Source organism: Myxococcus eversor (assembly GCF_010894455.1).
Classification (GTDB): domain Bacteria; phylum Myxococcota; class Myxococcia; order Myxococcales; family Myxococcaceae; genus Myxococcus; species Myxococcus eversor.
Genome location: NZ_JAAIXY010000116.1, coordinates 1 through 310, shown reverse-complemented (window position 1 = coordinate 310; position 310 = coordinate 1). Strand labels below are relative to the sequence as shown.

Below are 310 nucleotides of genomic sequence, written 5' to 3'. Positions count from 1 at the left end.
AGCACTCGCGACTGCTCGGCCTCGTCCATCATCGACAGAGAGGAGACGGGGAGAGAGGGCTGAGCGAGAGCGGAGCGCAGCAGCGTCCGCAAGTGCTCCACCAGGCGAGTGATGGAGGCGGAGTCGAAGAGGTCGGAGCAGAAGTCGAGCGAGCCAACGAAGCCCTCGGGGGACTCGGCGAGTGTGAGGCTCAAGTCGAACTTGGCCACGCGGCTGCCGCCCTCGATTCCGCGGAAGGTCAGCCCCGGGAGGCGCAGGGTGCTGGAGGGCGTGTTCTGCACCGCGAGCATGACCTGGAAGAGAGGGGAGT

Annotated in this window: 1 protein-coding gene; it reads right to left on the bottom strand. The window is 66.8% G+C overall.

Annotated features, from left to right (window positions below; genetic code table 11):
• Positions 1-310 (bottom strand): condensation domain-containing protein (locus G4D83_RS45390; protein WP_163871191.1); only part of this gene is annotated, 310 nt, incomplete at both ends.